The sequence below is a fragment of the Staphylococcus coagulans genome, assembly GCF_002901995.1.
GTDB classification, from domain to species: Bacteria; Bacillota; Bacilli; order Staphylococcales; family Staphylococcaceae; genus Staphylococcus; species Staphylococcus coagulans.
Genome location: NZ_PPQN01000004.1, coordinates 1 through 17,656 on the forward strand (window position 1 = coordinate 1; position 17,656 = coordinate 17,656).

At 34.7% G+C, this 17,656-nt stretch carries 16 protein-coding genes; 10 read left to right on the top strand and 6 right to left on the bottom strand.

Annotated elements, in window-relative coordinates; all coding sequences use genetic code 11:
- The first annotated feature begins 216 nt into the window (after positions 1-216).
- From gdpS to pepT, 4 genes are all read left to right on the top strand, one after another.
- A complete protein-coding gene (gdpS, locus tag CD118_RS00750) occupies positions 217-1,287 on the top strand; it encodes a GGDEF domain-containing protein GdpS (protein WP_050331603.1) in 1,071 nt (356 codons plus the stop codon).
- Between the two features lie 372 nt (positions 1,288-1,659).
- A complete protein-coding gene (locus tag CD118_RS00755) occupies positions 1,660-2,421 on the top strand; it encodes a threonine/serine exporter family protein (protein ID WP_050331604.1) in 762 nt (253 codons plus the stop codon).
- 26 nt (positions 2,422-2,447) lie between these two features.
- Complete coding sequence (locus tag CD118_RS00760; protein WP_050331995.1) at positions 2,448-2,942, top strand: threonine/serine exporter family protein; 495 nt, start codon at positions 2,448-2,450, stop codon at positions 2,940-2,942.
- Between the two features lie 23 nt (positions 2,943-2,965).
- Positions 2,966-4,198 carry a peptidase T gene (pepT, locus tag CD118_RS00765; RefSeq protein ID WP_060830273.1) on the top strand — a complete coding sequence of 411 codons (1,233 nt, stop codon included), beginning with the start codon at positions 2,966-2,968 and terminating at the stop codon, positions 4,196-4,198.
- 172 nt (positions 4,199-4,370) lie between these two features.
- On the opposite strand, the gene CD118_RS00770 is transcribed toward pepT, so the two are convergent.
- The 3 genes from CD118_RS00770 to CD118_RS00780 form a co-directional block, all read right to left on the bottom strand.
- Positions 4,371-5,489, bottom strand: coding sequence for a glycerate kinase (locus tag CD118_RS00770; RefSeq protein WP_050331606.1), 1,119 nt, complete (start codon positions 5,487-5,489; stop codon positions 4,371-4,373).
- Between the two features lie 337 nt (positions 5,490-5,826).
- Positions 5,827-6,147, bottom strand: a complete 321-nt coding sequence (ytxJ, locus tag CD118_RS00775) for a bacillithiol system redox-active protein YtxJ (RefSeq protein ID WP_016424506.1) — start codon at positions 6,145-6,147, stop codon at positions 5,827-5,829.
- A 206-nt stretch (positions 6,148-6,353) separates the two neighbouring features.
- Positions 6,354-7,247, bottom strand: a complete 894-nt coding sequence (locus tag CD118_RS00780) for an EMYY motif lipoprotein (protein WP_103356091.1) — start codon at positions 7,245-7,247, stop codon at positions 6,354-6,356.
- Between the two features lie 118 nt (positions 7,248-7,365).
- On the opposite strand from CD118_RS00780, the gene CD118_RS00785 reads away from it, so the two are divergent.
- The 3 genes from CD118_RS00785 to CD118_RS00795 all read left to right on the top strand — a co-directional run bounded on the left by CD118_RS00785 (position 7,366) and on the right by CD118_RS00795 (position 9,300).
- Positions 7,366-7,884, top strand: a complete 519-nt coding sequence (locus CD118_RS00785; RefSeq protein ID WP_060830275.1) for a GrpB family protein — start codon at positions 7,366-7,368, stop codon at positions 7,882-7,884.
- 144 nt (positions 7,885-8,028) lie between these two features.
- Positions 8,029-8,961: a UDP-N-acetylmuramate dehydrogenase gene (gene murB, locus CD118_RS00790; protein WP_050331996.1), complete on the top strand. Its 933-nt coding sequence runs from the start codon at positions 8,029-8,031 to the stop codon at positions 8,959-8,961.
- Between the two features lie 24 nt (positions 8,962-8,985).
- On the top strand, positions 8,986-9,300 hold the full coding sequence (locus CD118_RS00795) for a CHY zinc finger protein (protein ID WP_050331609.1): 315 nt from the start codon (positions 8,986-8,988) through the stop codon (positions 9,298-9,300).
- A gap of 595 nt (positions 9,301-9,895) precedes the next feature.
- On the opposite strand, the gene nrdF is transcribed toward CD118_RS00795, so the two are convergent.
- The 3 genes from nrdF to nrdI form a co-directional block, all read right to left on the bottom strand.
- Positions 9,896-10,876: a class 1b ribonucleoside-diphosphate reductase subunit beta gene (nrdF, locus tag CD118_RS00800; RefSeq protein ID WP_016424501.1), complete on the bottom strand. Its 981-nt coding sequence runs from the start codon at positions 10,874-10,876 to the stop codon at positions 9,896-9,898.
- A 127-nt stretch (positions 10,877-11,003) separates the two neighbouring features.
- Positions 11,004-13,109 (bottom strand): class 1b ribonucleoside-diphosphate reductase subunit alpha, encoded by a 2,106-nt coding sequence (nrdE, locus tag CD118_RS00805; RefSeq protein ID WP_050331610.1) that lies wholly within the window; start codon positions 13,107-13,109, stop codon positions 11,004-11,006.
- Positions 13,072-13,470 (bottom strand): class Ib ribonucleoside-diphosphate reductase assembly flavoprotein NrdI, encoded by a 399-nt coding sequence (gene nrdI / locus CD118_RS00810; RefSeq protein ID WP_050345966.1) that lies wholly within the window; start codon positions 13,468-13,470, stop codon positions 13,072-13,074. The genes nrdE and nrdI overlap by 38 nt, the downstream gene beginning before the upstream one ends.
- Before the next feature lie 623 nt (positions 13,471-14,093).
- On the opposite strand from nrdI, the gene CD118_RS00815 reads away from it, so the two are divergent.
- From CD118_RS00815 to CD118_RS00825, 3 genes are all read left to right on the top strand, one after another.
- Complete coding sequence (locus tag CD118_RS00815; protein ID WP_050331612.1) at positions 14,094-14,981, top strand: DMT family transporter; 888 nt, start codon at positions 14,094-14,096, stop codon at positions 14,979-14,981.
- A 16-nt stretch (positions 14,982-14,997) separates the two neighbouring features.
- Positions 14,998-15,498 carry a preQ(1) synthase gene (gene queF / locus CD118_RS00820; protein ID WP_050331613.1) on the top strand — a complete coding sequence of 167 codons (501 nt, stop codon included), beginning with the start codon at positions 14,998-15,000 and terminating at the stop codon, positions 15,496-15,498.
- Positions 15,499-15,816: 318 nt separating this feature from the next.
- Positions 15,817-17,322, top strand: a complete 1,506-nt coding sequence (locus tag CD118_RS00825; protein WP_103356092.1) for a peptide MFS transporter — start codon at positions 15,817-15,819, stop codon at positions 17,320-17,322.
- The last annotated feature ends 334 nt before the right edge of the window (positions 17,323-17,656 follow it).

A 17,656-nucleotide genomic window follows, 5' to 3' on the forward strand; every position in this document is an offset into this window, starting at 1 on the left:
TGTATATTCTTTTACGTTATTCTCATGATCACTCTATGCGTTATGATCGCTATCCATTTTGACACAATTGTGATATTTTAATTTTTTTAACTTATTATAAAAATACTAACACGACATTTTATCATTTAAAATTCTGATTTTCTCTTATAAAAATGAATGACAAAATGTAACATTTCACTTACAATAACTAATGGTCAAGAAAAGGAGTCATAAATTATGATTGAAGCTATTATTTATAATATTTCAGTAACCATTGCTGGTATATATTTATTTCATCGTCTTCAATACGCAGAATCACACGATTTTAGATTTTCAAAAAGCTATATCACCGTATTGATGACAATTGTTGGACTATTACTAGCATTATATCCCGTACCTATAGAACATTATATGGTTCAACTTTCTTTTGTTCCTTTACTATTTTTAGGACGCTATACAAATTCCTTTTACACATTTATTTCAGCCATTATTATTGCACTTGTCGGCTATTTTGTATTATCTACATCTTTAACTTATGCTATCGCACTGATTATCATTGCAGGCGTTGTGAGTACTATCGGCCCATTTTTAAAACAGAACCATGTCGTTGCAATTCAAATTTTGAATGTATTAAGTATCATTATTTTGACCGTTATTGCATTATTTATGCCATCGTATGATATCAAAGAAGTCATCTACTTAATACCACTTTCTGTTATCGCTACTTTAGTAACAGCGATTTTCTATGTTGATTTATTAAGATTTTTCTCTTTAATCGAGCGTTACGAAAATGAAGAAACGGTGGATTATTTGACGGGATTAGGAAATGTTAAAGAATTTGACCGTCATCTCAACGAAGTCTCACGTATTGCAGATGATAATAACCAAAGTTTAGCTTTATTACTGATAGACATTGATGGTTTCAAAGATGTCAATGATGCACATACACATCGTGCTGGAGATGCTGTTTTAAAACAAATGTCTCACTTATTTCAAAATTACGTACCTAAAAAGACTAAAATTTTTCGTAATGGCGGTGAAGAATTTTCGATTGTCCTTCGTCATTATTCTTTAGATGAATGTGTGAAACTCGCCGAAAATATTCGAAAAGCAGTTGAAAAGTCTAATTTTCACCTTCCTGATAAAACGGTGATTAAACTTTCTGTATCGATTGGTGTCGGCTATTTAGATAGTGAAGCACATAAATCTCATCGAAAAGTTTTTAAAGATGCAGATGACATGCTCCACGTTGCAAAAAATGAAGGCCGTAATAAAGTCATGTTTAATCCAATTATTAAATTACAATAAGCAAGATGCTTTAAACACTTCGCGTATGACACGTTCATCCACGCGAAGTGTCTTTTTTGAGTTCTATATTTTTAGTCGTTTTTTCAAAGTAGAAAAGAAAATAATTCTGTAACAGCAACACCTAGTTCAGAAACTAAAGTAACGCTATAGCGCATTGAATGAATCTCCTTTTTTCTAATGTGAAATTGTGAAATTATTTTGAGATAATTTTGAGATGATTTTGAGTGTGAGCCTATTATGAAAAATATTATTTATTCCCCATATGTAAAGCTTTTGCTTATGATTTTTTGAAAACATAGGTATTATATATTGCAAGACCCTTTATTCCAATGTAGACTGACAATTGATTGTTATTAAAAAGGAGGCATAGTCATGGCAGAGGCATTAACGATTATAGATGAAGATAAAGTCATTGACGTTGTCTTACTTGCAGGTAAAGTCCTACTAGAAAGTGGTGCTGAAACGTACCGAGTTGAGGATACAATGGGCCGAATTGCTGCAAGTTATGGACTTGAAGATACATATGCTTTCGTCACATCTACAGCCATCATCTTTTCCTTAAATGATCGTACGAATACACGCCTTGTTCGGGTGCGTGAACGTACGACGGACTTAGAAAAAATTGCAATGGCTAATAATATCTCACGAAAAATCTCACGAAATGCTTTAACATTAGACGAAGCAAAATCGGAGTTAATTCATTTAGACCATGCTTCGTTACAGTATTCGTTTATTATTAAATTTATATCCGCTTCCATTGCATGTGGCTTTTTCTTATTCATGTTTGGCGGTGTCGCACATGATTTTATTTATGCAGTTATTGCAGGTGGCGCGGCATTTTTAACATTTGATTTAGTACAACGCTTTATACAGATTAAATTTTTCTCTGAATTTATAAGTGCAATGGTCGTGATTACGATTGCTGCCTTTTTTACTAAAATGGGTTGGGCAATCAATCAGGATATTATCACAATCGCTGGTGTTATGCCCCTTGTCCCAGGTATTTTAATTACGAATGCCATTCGTGACTTAATGGCGGGAGAACTACTTGCCGGAATGTCTCGAGGTGTCGAAGCCGCATTGACCTCTTTTGCTATCGGAGCAGGCGTCGCGATTGTATTACTCATATTTTAAGAAAGGTGTGGGAAGCATTGACCGTCATTTTGTATTACATTGCGCAGTTTATGATTAGTTTTATTTCTACAATGCTATTTTCAGTTATATTCAATGCACCTAAGCGATTGCTAGTTGCGTCAGGCTTTGTTGGTGCAATGGGTTGGTCCATTTATAAATTCACTGTAGATATGAACTACGGCATCGTTATGGCCGCTTTTCTTGGAAGTTTTATATTAGCCATTATGAGTCATACGATGAGCCGCCGTTATAAACGTCCTGTCATTATTTTTATATTACCTGGTATTATTCCTCTTGTACCTGGAGGCGCAGCTTATGAAGCAACACGACTATTAGTATCAAATTCCTATACACCCGCTGTAAACCAGTTTTTAGAAGTAACACTAACGTCTGGCGCGATAGCTTTTGGAATACTCTGCGCTGAGATCTTCTATTATATCTATACACGCATCAAGCATTACTATGGTAAACTTAAAGGTAAGACTTATCGTAAAGGTTATCATATGAATAACCGTATTTAACGTAAAGAGAAGGAGTGGTCAACTTGAAAGAACAAATTATCGAAAGACTCACACGCTACACTAAAATTAATACACAATCTGATCCCAATAGTGAGTCAACACCTTCCACTACAAGACAATGGGATTTATTACATCTCCTAGAGAAAGAATTGTCAGCGATGGGATTGCAAACAGATTTAGATGATCAAGGCTATTTATTTGCGACATTAGAAGCCAATATTGAAGTACCGGTGCCAACTATTGGCTTTTTAGCTCATGTAGACACTTCTCCTGACTTCAATGCTGCAAATGTCAATCCTCAAATCGTCGACAATTATGATGGCGGTATTATTAAATTAGGTACATCTGGACGTGAAATCAATCCTGAAGTCTTTCCAGACATCGTTAAAGTTAAAGGGCATACTTTAATGACGACTGATGGCACTTCATTATTAGGTGCAGATGACAAAGCAGGCGTCGTAGAAATCATGGAAGCATTACGTTACCTATTAAATCATCCAGAGATTAAACATGGTCGTATTCGAGTAGGCTTCACTCCTGATGAAGAAATTGGTCGTGGGCCACATCAATTTGATGTTGAACGTTTTGATGCAGATTTTGCTTATACAATGGATGGTAGTCAATTAGGCGAACTTCAATATGAAAGTTTTAATGCTGCAGAAGCAACGATTTCTTTTGAAGGCGTCAATGTTCATCCGGGTTCTGCAAAAGATAAAATGGTCAACGCTTTAAATCTGGCGAATATTTTTCATCAATCGCTACCTGCTCAAGAAGTTCCAGAGCATACAGATGGTTACGAAGGATTCTTCCACCTGATGCAAATGAACGGTAATGTTGAAAAAGTTACATCACAATATATTATTCGAGATCATGATCGTACTTCATTTGAAAATCGAAAACAAACTTTAATTGAAATTCAAGAGAAGATAAACAAACAGTATTATTACAATCCTGTAAACCTTGTCATTCATGATCAATACCATAATATGGCAGAAAAAATCATACCACTTCAACATATTATAGATATTCCTAAAGCCGTGTATAAAGATTTAGGCATTACGCCAAATACTGCACCTATACGTGGTGGTACAGATGGTTCACAATTATCATTTATGGGGTTACCGACACCAAATCTTTTCACAGGCTGTGACAATTTTCATGGGCCATATGAATATGCATCGATTGATGTTATGGAAAAAGCAGTTCAAGTCATCATTGGTATCGTACAAAAAGTGGCTGAAAATCAAAAAGCATAACTTTATTGCTGTCAAAAGAAGTCAAAAAGAGTCAGAGAAACTGTATTCTCTGACTCTTTTTTATCAATTGTATTTCGCTTTGAAAGCATTCTTCATTGAGGGAGGCAATTTAACCCCCTCAATCTAGATGTCATCTTAAAACTACTCAAATTATTGTTATCCTAAACTTCTTTTATTGTGGTAAATGCGTGCGCAATAACTTGATGGCTTGTATTGTATTATGGCGTAATTGAATCCCCATTTTGAAGTCTGTCAATTGTTTTGGCATTTCGATAAAGCTATTAAACATAGCCGTTACACCTAAAGCTTCGAAACGTTCAAATTTATCTGCAGTGCCACACAATGCCACAGAAACTTTATCATGTTTTTGACATAATTCAGCGATGCGCAATGATGATGTATCTATAATTTCATCTTGTTCATCTATACCTTCACCAAAGATGATTAAATCCGCTTGTCCAACTAATTGATCAAGACCTGTAATTTGATCAACAAGTTCATGACTTGTATTGATTTCAGCATTAAACAGTGCCGCCATAGTTGCAGCAGTCCCACCGCCTGCACCACCTCTTTCAATAGGACCTAACAACAATTGGTGTTCATTTTTAAATAACTCACTCAAATACCATAATAGGTTATCAATTTCTACAGCTTGAGTTCTATCTATTTGCTGTTCTATATAAGTTTTCATAATCGCACTTTGTTTACCATATAACTTACTTTCAAAATCGACCAAAACTTGGATACGACATTGTTGCAACCGTTGATCCAAATCACTTGTATCAATATGACGAACATGCTTAATTTGGCGTGCACCTTTTGTCATGTCAACACGTTGACCTTCGTCATCATAAAAACGTGCACCTAACGCTTCTAACATACCCGCACCGCCATCATATGAAGCAATGCCACCAACTGAAATAACGATATGTTGTGCCGCTTTATCTAACGCATGTCGAATGACTTCACCAAGACCATAGCTTGTCAAATTGACGTGTGGCGCTTGACCTGTTAAAAATTGACTTGCTTCAATCACTGTTAAACCATCATCTGTATGGCCGTATGTGACATCAACAGCTTGCATTTCAGCATTATGCGCAGAGATTCGATACTGTGTTCCAGACTTCCATAGAAATACAGCGTTCAGCAATTCTCTTCTACCATTAAATAATGGAACTTGAACGATATCTGCAGATTCTAATTGGCTCGCTACAGCTTCTTCCACATAGCGATTAGCATCATAACTCGAAATAATGCCGTTATATTCATCCATCGCAACTAAAACTTTCATTTTGTCACCCTCTTATCTCTCATATCTCTTAAATATCAAATTGAAACGATTCGTTATTGATTATACTGTTTTTTCACTGCTCAAACTGCTAGCGTACTATGAGCGCTACACTTATAATACAATGGGTATCTTGCTTGCATAAACGCTATAACAAGGTATGCTTTTGGAAAGATTAAGCTTCCATTTTCTCTCTATTTGTCCATTTTAATAATCATGGATTGTTCAACCACTCCATATTATAGCGTTGACTTATAATTGAATACAAACGAATAGAACGCTTATAGACATTTTGTAGTGATTCTACAATACCCTATAAGCGTTCCATTTTACAAATTGATTACTCTTCAGCTTGCGCAAGTGAAGATACATTAATATTATTGTGGCTATCATGCCATTTGACCTCACCATTTACAAAATAAAATGCCTGTGGTGATTCGTGCTGAATACCTGTTTTTTCAGCAATATAATCCGATAATTCTCTTTCTTCTTGAACAACGAGATAATAACCGTCCATATCACGTTCATATAAAAATTTATTAAACTGGTCAAATGCATTTTCGGAAATTGGACATGTATTACTATGCTTTAATATAAAAATATAGTTGTTTTGTTCAAGCACTTGCTCAAATTGGTCAATCGAAGTTAGCTTTATCGCCATTCTCTTCACCTCTAAGTATATTTTCTGTTTGTCTTTTATCTGTCATTTAATTCAACTTTTCTCAATGTGTACCATTATACACACATAATCTATCCTTGTTAACCTTTAATTTTGATTGAAACTGGAAATCTACACGTATGAAATCCATTCTTTTCTTCCTTATGACGCATATGATTCCCCTTTAATCCTTAGTCTTACGAGCGATCTTATTTAGACTCTAACTTTCTTTTTTCTTTTTCAAAAGGTTGATCGAAACGTTCTAAATCGTCCCCTTTTGTTACTAATTGATTTACATCAAATTTTGATAATTTTTCACTATATTGAATCGTTTTCGCTCTTTCTTGATAATAACGTTCTAATTTATAATACATTTCAATCGCATTTTGACGCGCGTTATTTGTTGCACTGTCTTTTAATTGCGTTTTATTTAGTTCTTTTATTTGTCCTTGAATGAGCGGTAGCATTTCTTTATGAATGGCATCTAATTGTGCCTTCTCACTTTTAGCATTCATTGATTTTTCTGCTATCTCTTTAATCGCTTGGTTGTTACTGATGAGTTTATTTTCAAGCATTTCATTTTCTCTTGAACCTTGTTCTGTTTGTTTCGCCAAGTTCATTTGCGACTCGACACGACTACGATGTTTTTCAAATGCTTGTGTAGAATCTAGAATTTTTTCATTGGATTGAATAGATTTTTGACAAAGTGCTATAAATGAATCCAATTGTTTGATTTCATGTTCTTTTTGATCAATTCCTTTTAAATAAGTTGATTTTAATGCTTTCAATGTATCATCTCGTGCCGGAAGTTGATTGGCTTCCTCTTTATAATCTTTAAATTTCGGCTTTAACTTTTGATCGATTGCTTTTTTTATGTCATTAAATGCTTGTTTATTTTTATCTGTCGTATCGGTTTGACTTAAATAATGAATTTGATTTAAGTCCATTTGATTGAGTGTTTTACTTAATATGCGTTCTTTTTCATTGACTATTTTCATATGTTGATCAAACGCTTTTAATTGGTCTTCAGACGAATGCATACATGCCGGAAGTAACATGAGCGCTAAAAAGCTTAAAATTATAATTTTAATCCATTTTTTCATCATTGCACCCCTTATTAATTCGTATTATACAGAAACATATTTAACTTGAAAATAATATATGTTATAGTTATGCAGAATTAAGCAAAATGCCTTATTTTAGCCATAAGGAGGCTTTCACATGTATCGTCATGTTCAACCTTTTATTACCGAGCAACACCAAGATTTTTATGCGCAACAATATCAAAAATATCAAGATATTCTCTTTAACTTATTGAAGTCTCCAGTGAAAAGTACACAGCATATCGGAGGGACCTTTCATTTTAACTATCCTACAGAACCCATCCTAGACATTTTAGTCGGTGTGGACAACCTTCATGATATTACTTCATTAGATGAAAAAAGATTAAATTACGCTGGATTTTATCGTTTGCATCATCCTTACGAAAAAAAGGTTATGATGGCGAAGTTTAATAACTTAATTGATTTAAAACAGGAAGTCCGACTGCATATTCTCCAACGTCACACCCCTATTTTCGAACAGTATGCGCAATATCATGATTTGTTAACATCCCATCCAAAAGCCATTGACTATTTTTCAACACAAAAACAGCAATTGACAGATACAACGTTAGCTATTCGAGATTATGAAGCACAAAAAGCACAATGGTTTAAAAATCTGCGTCAATATTCGTCTTAGAATTTCGATTAAAACATGACGCTTTATCATAAAACAGTTAAAATAGAATTAAATAAATTTCTGCCGACATTTCTAAAACAAAATATTAAGCAGAACTTTGTTGCAGAAACAATTAAATTATCAACGAATACAGACAAAGAAAGGATGTTAATTTTGAATCATTCTAGCATCTTACAAGAGTTAAAAGCGCTCGTCCCAGAACGCATCATTAAAGTAGACGAGCCCCTTAAACGTTATACTTATACAAAAACTGGAGGTAATGCAGATTTTTACATCTCGCCTGATTCATATGAAGATGTACAAAAAGTCGTAAAATATGCTTACGATAACCAAATTCCAGTAACTTATTTAGGTAATGGCTCTAACATTATTATTCGTGATGGTGGGATTAGAGGCATTGTTTTAAGTTTATTAGATTTAAATCATATCGAGGCTTCTGATGCAACGATTATTGCTGGCAGTGGTGCAGCAATTATTGACGTTTCAAGAAAAGCACGTGATTTGTCACTGACAGGCCTTGAATTTGCTTGCGGTATTCCAGGTTCAGTTGGGGGCGCTGTATACATGAACGCTGGCGCATATGGTGGCGAGATTAAAGATGTCATTGATTATGCACGTGTGATTAACGAACGAGGCGAATTGCTCCAACTCACACATAATGGATTAGAACTCGATTATCGAAATAGTATTATCCAACAGCAACATTACGTTGTCCTTGAAGCTGCCTTTACCCTAACACCTGGTCAGCTCGAAAGTATTCAAGAAAAGATGGATGATTTAACAGAGCGTCGAGAGTCAAAACAACCGCTTGAATATCCATCATGTGGGAGTGTCTTCCGTCGCCCACCTGGCTATTTTGCTGGGAAACTCATACAAGACTCAAACTTGCAAGGTCATCGTATTGGTGGCGTAGAAGTATCGAAAAAGCACGCAGGATTTATGGTAAATGTTGATAACGGGACAGCAACAGATTATGAAAGTCTCATCCACCATGTTCAATCTGTTGTAAAAGAGAAATTTGATGTTGCATTAGAACGTGAAGTTCGCATTATTGGAGAAAAGTTAGAAGATCAATAGTAACTGATGTGAGGAGCGAATAGTATGCCTAAAGTGTATGGTGCCACTGTAGATAAAGAAACACGATGTATTCATTATCATACGCCTTATGATATTATTGCAATAAAGTTTAAATGCTGTGAAAAATATTACCCTTGCTTTAAGTGCCATAATGAATCTGAGAAGCATCGCCCAAAACGATGGCATTCAGATGAATTCCAAGTAAAGGCCATTATGTGTGGCGTTTGTGGCCATGAAATGTCAATTGAAACTTATATGATGTCGGAAGCTTGTCCAGAATGTGATGCCCATTTTAATAATCGATGTAAATTTCATTATCATCACTATTTCGAGATTTAATATGGTTTTCATTTGAGCTAAAATCAGGAATTCTTTTTATTTTGTTTAATATAACATCACATCAGTGAAATGACTGAAAAGGAATGGCTGGGGTGAACCATGCTTCCCCTAGTATGAATAGCTAAAACGGGGTAAAAATCGTGTAGATTTTTGCCCCGCTCTTTTTGTTGTCTTATCAAAACAAGATTGGACATCACATTCCAACCACGTCTTAAATATTAAGTATAGCGCCTATCATTGTGTGCACGAATCTTTTTGTAGTTCATCAAAAAGAATTGATATATCATTAAGGCTATCAAACCAAGAATGAAGTGATGTTGGGCATTGTGGAATATATCCTTATTTTTTACAATTCTAAAAAAGTGCTTTCAACGTTAGATAATATGCCCCCTAAAGAATACTCTTTTTTCTATTTCAGTATTCTTGACTTAAGTTCACCTCTACATTTTGCGCATCAGTTCGTTTTGACAGAGCGCCACAAAAACAACCTCACCAGTTGGAGGTGAGGTTGCTCAATCAAATTGTATAGACTTCCTCAAGACATCCCGACATCTAACATGCTGTCACGCCTAGAAAAAGAGGAGTTTATATCTTTTTATGCTTTATCGTTGTCATCAAAAATAAAGTCTTCGTCTTGTAAGCCTTCAACGTTAAGTGCTAAAACGTAACCGTCTCCTTTTACTGAGAAGAAGTCATGGTTTTTAGTTGTACGGTCTAAAGCATTTTCAATAATTGGGCTGAACTCTTTTTCTTCGAAGTACGGTTCAAAACCTAAGTTAGAAAGTGCTTTGTTACCGTTATATTGTACATAATTGAGCACGTCATCAGCTAAACCAAGAGGCTCATACAATTTACGTGTGTAAGATTCTTCGTTTGCATATAAATCTTCTAATAATTTATACATTTCACGATCCGCTTTTTGTTTTTCACTTTCGGATAACTCGCTACGCAAACTTTGTGCATCCAGTCCAGTAAATAGACCGTGAATGGATTCATCTAATAAAATTTTACGAATAATTTCTCCAGATGTCGTCATACGGCCTTGCCCTGCTAAATAAAGTGGATAATAGAAACCAGAGAAGAATAAAAATGTTTCTAAAAATACACTTGCAACACGCGCCATATATTGATCATATATTGTTGTTTCTTTCGCCCATAATTTATGATACGTCCCAACAATTTTCTCAGATTTGTATTTCAAATGTGGCTCTTCAATTACCCATTTGTCCAATAACTCATCCGTTTCACTTGAAGGAAGCAATGTTGTGAAAATATGTGAATAACTTTTCGCATGAATCTGTTCCATCATCCCCATAAAAGCATAGACAGCTTTTTTACGTAAGTCACTTGTATGCATCATGATTAAAGGCATACCATCATCAGCTTGATGTGTGTCTAATCCTGTTAACCCAGCTAATGCTTTTTTAAAGGCATCTTGTTCTTGTTCAGTTAAAGTTTTCCAACTCGCAATATCTTTTGAAACTTTAAATTCTGTTTCAACCCACATTTGAGCAATGTTTTGACGCCAAAACATATTCGTCATATCTTCCTGAGTATTCCAATTTACAGCTATCATTAATTTCCATTTCTCCTTATCTTTTTATTAGTATCACGATCTATGCATCACGCATGTATGGGGCTGAAATCAATGACTTCGTTGCCCCAAGCATGATAGTTAATATTAGTTCGGCATCAATTTATGGCTAAATTGAGCAACTTGTACATTCTTCGACGCTAAGTAATTTATTTCTTGTGTAATATAAAGATTTAAGCCCTTTGTAATGTGCATAAACATAAAGTCGAGATAATTCACGTGTTGAAATTTCTGAGTTTACATAGAGAATTGTAGAAATACCTTGATCAATGTGTGTTTGAATCGTTGCAATTAAGTCGATTAATTTCATTTGATCTGTGTTAAATGCTGATTTGTAATACCACATCGTTTGCGGTGATAAAAATGGCATTGGATAAAATGTTTCAGAATTTCCGTATGTGCGTCGTTCAATTTGATCCACGATTGGCATAACAGAACTTGTCGCATTTTGTACGTATGAGATACTTTGAGTTGGTGCAATCGCTAAACGGTATGCATGATAAAGACCGTATTTTTCAACTTCAGCTTGTAATGCTTTCCAGTCTTCACGTGTTGGTATATCGTGATTTTCGAATAATGCTTTTACTTTATCATATTGTGGCAAAAAGTCTTCAGACGTATAACGCTCAAAATAGCGACCATTTGCATAATCTGTTTGTTCAAAGCCAACAAAAGTTTCGCCACGTTCTTTTGCGATTTCCATAGAACGTTCGATTGAATAATAGTTCATCATCATGAAGAAAACATTAGCAAAGTCTCTAGCTTCTTCTGATTCATAGCTTATTTTATTTTTCGCAAGATAACCGTGTAAGTTCATCACACCTAAACCAACAGAATGAAGTTCACTGTTTGCTTTTCTTACACCAGGTGCGTTTTGAATATTAGCTTCATCACTTACAACAGTCAGTGCATCCATACCTGTATGCACTGAATCTCTGAACTTGTCAGACTCCATTACATTTACAATGTTTAATGAACCTAAGTTACATGAAATATCTCGCTTAATTTCATCTTCAATACCATAATCATTAATGACAGATGTTTCTTGTAATTGGAAAATCTCCGTACATAAGTTACTCATTTTGATTTGGCCGATATTAGAGTTCGCATGCACACGGTTGGCATTGTCTTTAAACATTAAATAAGGATAGCCTGATTGCAATTGTGTTTGCGCGATCATATTTAACATTTCACGTGCATCTTTGCTTTTCTTCATAATATTTGGGTTTTCAACAAGTTGGTCGTAATATTCATCAATATTAATGTCATCGAGTGTGACACCGTATTCTTTTTCAACCGTATGTGGCGCAAACATAAAGAAGTCTTTACCTTCTTTTGCTAGTTCAAAAAACTTAGATGGCACAATTAGACCTGTAGAAATCGTAGACAAACGTAAATCTTCATCAGCATTTACTTTTTTAGTGTCTAAAAACTCTTCCACATCATAATGAAAAATATTAAGGTATACTGCACCTGCTCCTGGACGTTGACCTAACTGATCAGCATAACTAAAGCCACCTTCTAAAGCTTTAGCAACAGGGAGCACGCCTTTTGCTACACCTTTGATGCCTTTGATTGCTTCGCCTCTGGCACGTAGTTTGGATAGATTAATAGCAACACCGCCACCAATCTTACTGAGTTGTTTTGCAGTTGAATCTATGTAGTTAATGGAATTTAAGCTGTCGTCCACTTCTAATAAGAAACATGATACAAGTTCCCCACGACGCGCACGTCCTGCATTTAAAAATGTAGGTGTCGCTGGTTGGTAACGTTGATCAATCATCGCTTGAATAAATTGTTTAGCTAAAGCGACATTACCTTTTGCAAGGTATAGTGACACAATCACGACATGCTGATGATAATCTTCAAGGTACTTTGATTTATCATTGGTTTTAAGTGCATAGTCTTTAAAAAACTTACTTGCTGACATATAGCTCGCAAATGCAAATGGAATTGAAGATGCAAATGCAATGACTTCAGCAAGTTGCGCTTCACTGTAGTCGTTAAATACGTTGTAGTAAAAATTATTATCAACTAAAAAGTGAAGGCGCTCCAATTCACTATCAAAATGAACGGTTTTATCTTTAATTTCTTCAAGATACACCGCTAACGCTTCTTGGTCTTTTTCTATTTGAAAAAAGCCGTTTTCATTTCTCTTTGTGACTTGATTGTTTAATTCAATGTGATTGTACTGCTTTTGTTCCATAGTTTTCATAAAAATTGACCACCTTCTCTTTAAATTCTGTTGTGTCTTGGGCATTCCCATGTAATTCAAACTTCAATAATAAAGGGACATTGTACTCGTCAGAAATTGTTACGCCAGCCTTTGCGAAGTTTTGTCCCCAGTTGCGATTTCCACTTGCTGCAACGCCCTTTAAATATTCATGGTTTTTCCCTAAAAATTGTTGTACTGGTTGAGGCACCTCTCCAAAACCAATTGTACTTGTCACAATAATAAAGGGTTCTGTCATCTCTTCAGATGCATTCGTTTCATTAATCTCAAGTGTGTTATCAAGTTCTGCACGCTTAACAAAGCGTCTTACATTGCCGGTAAAAGAATAAAAAACGACTTTCATATTGAATAACCACCTTTCATATTAAATGAACGATTTTTATATAATTGCTTTTGTTTTCTCTCAATCACAATATAATTCTCATTTAATTAAATGCGAACATATATTTGTTGTCATATGCACTTTAAGATGATGCGCTCATTTCGCAAATTGCTATATTCATCATGCAATCGTTCATTAAAAAATTAATAACACTACATGTAGAGAAGAAAAGAAATAGAATGTGCAAAAACGTGTAATCCTCTATCAATTCCAACCGTTTTCATCCTATTTCTCATCTTTCAAACACAATATATAGTGTTTCTTTTCGTTCATCGGTACTATATTATGTGTTTCATTATACATAAGTCCTTTCTGTTTTTAAAGAGATAAATATGAATTTTTGTCACCGATTGTCATCAAAAGCGATAGTATCAATAGGTTTAGGAAACAGAAAAATTTTTTCTGTAAGAAAACATTTTTAACGCTTGACTTTTGATGATAAAAGGATTATTAAACCACCCAAAACAGAACATATGTTCTATTTTATTGTACACTTCCTTCACAAAATTTCAAGATATAATGCACGGTAACGCTTTTTATGCTACGATGTATAAGTCAAATTTTTATAATTAAGAGGCGATTTAATGAATTCAAAAATGAAAGGCATCGTTGCTATCTTAATTTCTGCGATTGGTTTTAGCTTTATGGCTGTTTTCTTTCGTCTCGCCGGAGATTTGCCCGTATTTCAAAAATCATTAGCTCGAAATTTTGTAGCGATGTTTATTCCCCTTTTCTTTATTATTAAATTCAAGCAACCTTTTTTCGGTAAACTCAGCAGTCAACCCTTACTCATTACACGCTCGATTTTAGGCTTAACGGGTGTGTTGTTAAATATATATGCCATTGATCATATGGTTTTAAGCGATGCAGACATACTTATGAAACTCAACCCATTTTGGACGATTCTATTAAGCTTAATATTTTTAAAAGAATATATTCAAAAGTATCAAATTACAGCAATGCTTGTCGCAATCGTTGGGATGCTTTTTGTAGTCAAGCCTGAATTTTCTTCAGAAATATTACCTGCGTTGACAGGATTGTTGTCTGGTATTTTTGCAGCTTCGGCTTATACAGCTGTACGTGCATTAAGTACACGCGAAGCACCTTACACGATTGTTTTTTATTTTTCATTCTTCTCAGTTATTGCGCTGTTACCATTTGTTATATTTACGTATGAACCGATGAGCCGTATACAAATCATCTACCTTGTTTTAGCAGGACTTTCAGCAGCTGTTGGTCAAATCGGAATTACTGTCGCATACAGTTATGCACCTGCAAAAGATATTTCTATTTTCACATACGCTTCTATCATCTTTACAGCACTCATAGGTTTTGTTTTATTCAAAGAAGCACCTGATTTCTACGCTGTAATTGGTTATATTATTATTCTAGGTGCAAGTTATTATATGTTTGAAAAAGCAAGACGCTCCACATACTCTGAACATCGTCATAAAAAGCAACAATCAAATTAAAGAAGGAGGCATACCAATGCCTAAAGGTCGTTCAAAAGAAGAATTAAAGGATATTACATTACTCGGCAATCAAAACAACACATATGATTTTGATTACCGTCCAGACGTATTAGAAACGTTTGATAATAAACATCAGGGACGAGATTACTTTGTTAAATTCAACTGCCCTGAATTCACATCTTTATGTCCAATTACAGGTCAACCTGATTTTGCTACCATCTATATTTCATATATTCCAAATGTAAAAATGGTTGAATCAAAATCACTCAAACTTTATTTGTTTAGTTTTCGTAATCATGGTGATTTTCATGAAGACTGTATGAATATTATCATGAATGACCTTATAGAATTAATGGACCCTCACTACATTGAAGTATGGGGTAAATTCACGCCTCGTGGTGGTATTTCAATTGATCCTTATACGAACTATGGTCGTCCAGAAACAAAATATGAAAAAATGGCCGACTATCGCATGATGAATCATGATTTATACCCTGAAACAGTTGATAACAGATAATTTTATTTAAATACATTTAAAGCACAAGAGGCTAGCACATCCATCCCAAAGTAAATAGCGCTCCGATGATTTTAATAGAAAATCGTCTGAGCGCTTCCTTTTTATGATAAAACTGCGTTTCATATCTCAGAGCGTCCTCCTCTTTTATAACAAATCACTTTAAATCTATATCATCCCACCTGAAAATATGCACATAAATGAATTAGCTTCTTTGAAATATTTAAAGCTAAGTTGTATATCATATTAATCATTGTCTTGTTTAATCTACAATTTAGTTATAGAATGGTTTTAACTTCATGCGAAGAGGGGGACTTTTTAATGGGCGCACATTACACAAAGGAAGAAATATTGAACAGTACGCCACGTACAGGTTTTTTCGGGCATCCTAAAGGTTTAAGTACATTATTTTTCACTGAATTTTGGGAGCGCTTTAGCTATTATGGTATGAAAGCCATTTTAGCTTACTATATTTATTATTCTATCGCTAAAGGCGGATTTGGCCTCGATCAAGGTGTCGCACTACAAATTGTTTCTATTTATGGTGCGTTAGTTTATATGAGTGGTGTGATCGGTGGATGGATTGCTGACCGTATTACTGGTACACGTCACGCACTGTTTTACGGTGGAACACTCATTATGCTCGGGCATATTCTTTTATCTCTACCCAATAACTTTGTCATCCTTTTAATTGCATTACTCGTGTTAATTATTGGGACAGGGATGTTGAAACCTAACATTTCCTCAACAGTAGGCTTATTGTATGAAAAAAATGATCCACGCTTAGATGCAGCTTTTACAATTTTCTATATGAGTATTAATTTAGGTGCATTGCTTTCCCCACTTATTGTAGGTTGGGCACAAGTGAACCTCGGTTTCCACTTCGGCTTTGCTATTGCTGCAGTAGGGATGTTTATTGGATTAGTTACATACTACATCACGAATAGAAAATATTTGGGTCTTGCTGGATTAGAAGTACCCGATCCGTTAACAAAAGCAGAGCGTTCAAAATTAATCAAAATCGTTATTATTGTGGCTGTTGTCATTGCAGTAGTTTGCTTTATTTTAAATCAATTACAACTGTTAACGATAGCCACATTTGCAAATTTTATTACGCTTTTGGGTGTATTTTTACCGCTCTTTTATTTTGTTAAAATTATTTTAAGTAAAAAAACAGCCAATCATGAACGCAAAAGAGTTTATGCTTATATTCCTTTATTCATTGCATCGGTTGCATTTTGGATGATTCAAGAGCAAGGTTCAACTGTACTTGCACAATTCGCAGATACTAAAACACAACTTGATTTAGCAAAAGTGACTGGTGGACTCATCGATTTTCATATTCCACCTGCTTGGTTCCAATCGCTAAATCCACTCTTTATCATTACGCTTGCACCATTATTTTCTATATTGTGGGTGAAATTAGGCCGTTTTAATCCACCTACTGTTATCAAATTTGCAATTGGTGTTATTTTAGCAGGAGTTTCTTACTTAATCATGGTTATCCCTGGCGATGCTGATTTAATTAATCCATTTTGGTTGGTTGCGAGTTTCTTAATTGTAACGATGGGTGAACTTTGCTTATCCCCTATTGGCTTATCGACAACTACCAAATTAGCGCCTGAAGCTTTTACCGCACAAATGATGAGCGTGTGGTTCTTATCTAACGCGATGGCACAAGGGATTAACGCACAAATGGTAACGATGTATACACATATTAGTACCAACCAATATTTCTTAATTTCTGGTGCAGTCGCACTTCTCATCGGTATCGTTTTAATTTGTATCGCACCATTCATTAAAAACTTAATGCAGGGTGTTAAATAACATTTAACTTCAACGATGACACAATTAAGGTGCGGAAGTGGAACAACGAAATCGATTCGATTTCAGTTCTACTTCCTTTTTATTTATCTGATAAACTGTTATTTCTCTTTTACTAAAACGCCACTCGTAGACCTAAATCTACTATGGCTCTCTTATCATATCAAGTGTTAATTAAGTTTAACTCTGCGAAATTATTTCACGCTTGATAACTTGGCATATCATTTTTGTTTGTTTTTAATAATACAAAACTCAAAATCAATTACTTTCTTCTTATTTTATTATTTGGTACCATATGAGAGTCTGGAAAGTTTAGTCTTTTATTCTATAAATCCAT